We start from the raw sequence: 3,083 nt of genomic DNA on the forward strand, positions 1-3,083 counted from the left end.
CACCTCGAGTGGCGCAGGTGCAGCCAGCCGCCACGCCCTCGGCTGGCCGGTGATCGGCGGTATGATGGCGGCAACCTTCATCGCCATCTTCTTTATCCCGCTCTTCTTCCGCCTCATCATGGAGCGATCGAAGCGCCCCCGCGACCCTGCCCCCCAGAAGAAACAGTGAAACTAACCAGCCCCCGCCGATGCGGGGGCTTTTCTAGGCATACACGGCTCATCTGTCGCCCCTCTTTGCACCTCCATCTGCGTCCCCCTCCTCAGGCAAACCGCAGGCGGGATCACAACCGCGCTGATTGGCTTGCTCTCACCTTGACCTTACTATCAAGGTAAGGTTTACAGTGACCCCATTCATTATCAGGACATGTCCATGCTGTCATCGAGATTGCCCACTGAGCGCATTGCCCGGCTGTTGCTGGCGCTCATGCTTGTTTGCAATCTCACCCTCTGCATCAGCTGGCACGGGATCGATGTCATCTCCTCCGCCATGGCGACCGGCAGCGACAACGCAACCATGAACGCGACCGCGATGCAGGGGCTCGCCTGCCACACAATGGCATCCGATGATGGAGAGCAGGGCAATGCCATGAGCCAGGGGGAGTGCCAGATGCACGGCGGCCTCACCTCGCCAACAGGGACCGGCCTGCCACTGCTGGCCGTGCTACTGACCCTGCTCGCTCTCCCCCTGTTGCTGCTGCCCCATCTGGGGGGCGCCAGCCATCTGTTCGATCACTGGCTGCGGGATCCCTTTCTGCGATCTCGCGGTACTCACCCTCCCTCCTGGCCACGCCGACATCTGATGCTGTCGGTGCTGCACCATTAGAAAGCGCTTCTCTCGCGTGCTCGCGGCAAGGCTCATCTTGCCGCTTGCGCCCCCCCTTGCCTGACCCTTTCACGACTGGCCCAGCCAGTCACAACAGGGAGCCGTGCGTCCGCTGACTCGTCAGCAACGCCCCGTTTGCCGCCCCTGCCCGTGTGCGCTGCCGTGATAACGGCATGAGGCACATGTCACCACGGCAGCCCGGCGGCCTGACAGAAGAGAAGACATATGATGTCATCTGCCCGTATTTCCGGACACAGTGCCCAGCACTGCGCCGAATCAAGTGCCATCCGCCTCCCGCAGACAGGCGGTGTGCGATGAGCCAAAAACTGCTTCTCTCTGCCCTGCTGCTCGCCCTCGGGGCCGGTGGCGGCTACTGGGTAGCCAAACAGATAACCGACGGTGCCACCGCCAAAAAGCAGACGCCGATCTATTGGGTCAACCCCATGGATCCCCGCGACAAGCGTGATGCCCCCGCCAAGGACAACATGGGGATGGACTTTATCCCCGTCTATGAGGAGCAGAAAAACGGCTCACCAGGCACCGTCACCATCAGCCCCCAGATCCAGCAGAACCTGGGGGTGCGGCTGGCCAAGGTGGAGAAGCTGCCCATCCACCAGCAGATCGAGACGGTGGGTTACGTCGGCTATGACGAAGACAGGCTGGAGGCGATCAACACCCGCATGGCAGGCTGGATCCGCACCCTCGCCATCAAGAGCGAAGGGCAGAATGTTGCCAAAGGAACCCTACTCTACGAGATCTACGCCCCGGAGCTGGTCAACGCCCAGCATGAGTACCTGATGGCGCTCAATACCAGCAACCCGCTGCTGCTGCGCGCCGCCGAGGGCAAGCTCAGGTCCCTGCAGGTACCAGCGGATCAGATTGCCGCCCTCAAGCGCAGCCGTCAGGTGCGCGACACCATTGCCATCTATGCCCCCAGCAGCGGCTATGTCTCGGAGCTCAAGGTGCGCGAGGGGCAGTATGTGGAGCCCGCCGCGGCGCTGTTCAACATCAGCACCCTGCAGCAGGTGTGGGTCAGTGCCGAGGTGTTCGAACGGCAGGCGGCCCAGCTGAAGGTGGGGGATCCGGTCACCATGACCCTGGATTACACCCCCGGCCGCCGCTGGGAGGGCCGGGTAGATTACCTCTATCCGACCCTGGATGCTGCCACCCGTACCCTCAAGGTGCGGCTGCGCTTTGACAACCCGGACGAGTTTTTGAAACCCAATATGTTCGCCAAGGTGGCCATCCGCACTGGCAAAGGCGCACCGCAGTTGGTGGTGCCGAGCGAAGCGGTGATCCGCACCGGCAGCCAGGATCGGCTGGTGCTGGCGCTGGGGGATGGCAACTTCAAGTCGGTGGCCGTCACCCTCGGCCCCCAGTTTGGCGACAGGGTGGCCATCAAGGCGGGGGTGGAAGCGGGCGACAGCATAGTCCGCTCGGCCCAGTTCCTGCTCGATTCAGAATCGGCCATCGACTCGGACTTCCAGCGCATGACGGCGGTGCGCCCAGCGCAGGTGTGGACGCGAGGGACTGTACAGAGCATCGACCTGGCAAACCGCACCCTGATGGTGGCCCACGAGCCCATTCCCGAGTGGCAGTGGCCCGCCATGGAGATGGAGTTCACCGTGGCGGATGGAGTGGACATTGCTCGGCTCGCCCAAGGGCAAAGCCTCCATCTGCAGGTGATGCAGGAGGGGGATGAGTACCTCATCACCACCATCCATCAGGAGAAGGCCCCGGCCAGCGGCCACGCTCCGGTGCAGGCAAAGGATGAGATGGAAGGCATGGACCCTGGCCAGCATGATATGGGAGCCAAGCCATGATCCCCTCGATCTCTTGCCGCTTTACTAGCAACCATCTCCTGCCGTTCACTCCACGCCAAGAGGGAGGAGCCAGAGCATGATCCCTTCCATCATTCGCTGGTCGGTGGGCAACCGCTTTCTGGTGCTGCTGTTGACCGTCATGCTCACCGCCTGGGGGCTCTGGTCGGTCAAGCAGACCCCGGTGGATGCCCTGCCGGATCTCTCCGACGTGCAGGTGATCATCAAGACCGCCTACCCGGGACAGGCCCCCCAGGTGGTCGAGGATCAGGTCACCTATCCGCTCACCACCGCCATGCTGGCTGTGCCGGGGGCGACCACGGTGCGCGGCTACTCCTTCTTCGGTGACTCCTTCGTCTATGTGCTGTTTGACGACAGCACCGATCTTTACTGGGCGCGCGCCCGGGTACTGGAGTATTTAAGCCAGGTGGCCCCCAACC

General features: G+C 62.9%; 4 protein-coding genes. All 4 read left to right on the forward strand.

Annotated elements, in window-relative coordinates; translation table 11 throughout:
* On the forward strand, positions 1 to 169 hold a 169-nt coding region (locus AAC083_RS22845), incomplete at its 5' end, for an efflux RND transporter permease subunit (protein WP_258224581.1).
* 201 nt (positions 170 to 370) lie between these two features.
* Complete coding sequence (locus AAC083_RS02880) at positions 371 to 823, forward strand: hypothetical protein (RefSeq protein WP_042038471.1); 453 nt, start codon at positions 371 to 373, stop codon at positions 821 to 823.
* A gap of 314 nt (positions 824 to 1,137) precedes the next feature.
* Positions 1,138 to 2,646, forward strand: a complete 1,509-nt coding sequence (locus tag AAC083_RS02885; protein ID WP_108535770.1) for an efflux RND transporter periplasmic adaptor subunit — start codon at positions 1,138 to 1,140, stop codon at positions 2,644 to 2,646.
* Positions 2,647 to 2,722: 76 nt separating this feature from the next.
* The coding region (locus tag AAC083_RS02890) for an efflux RND transporter permease subunit (RefSeq protein WP_146181559.1) at positions 2,723 to 3,083 on the forward strand (361 nt) is incomplete at its 3' end.

Origin of the sequence: Aeromonas sp. HMWF014, from assembly GCF_963878295.1 — a bacterium.
GTDB classification, from domain to species: domain Bacteria; phylum Pseudomonadota; class Gammaproteobacteria; order Enterobacterales; family Aeromonadaceae; genus Aeromonas; species Aeromonas popoffii.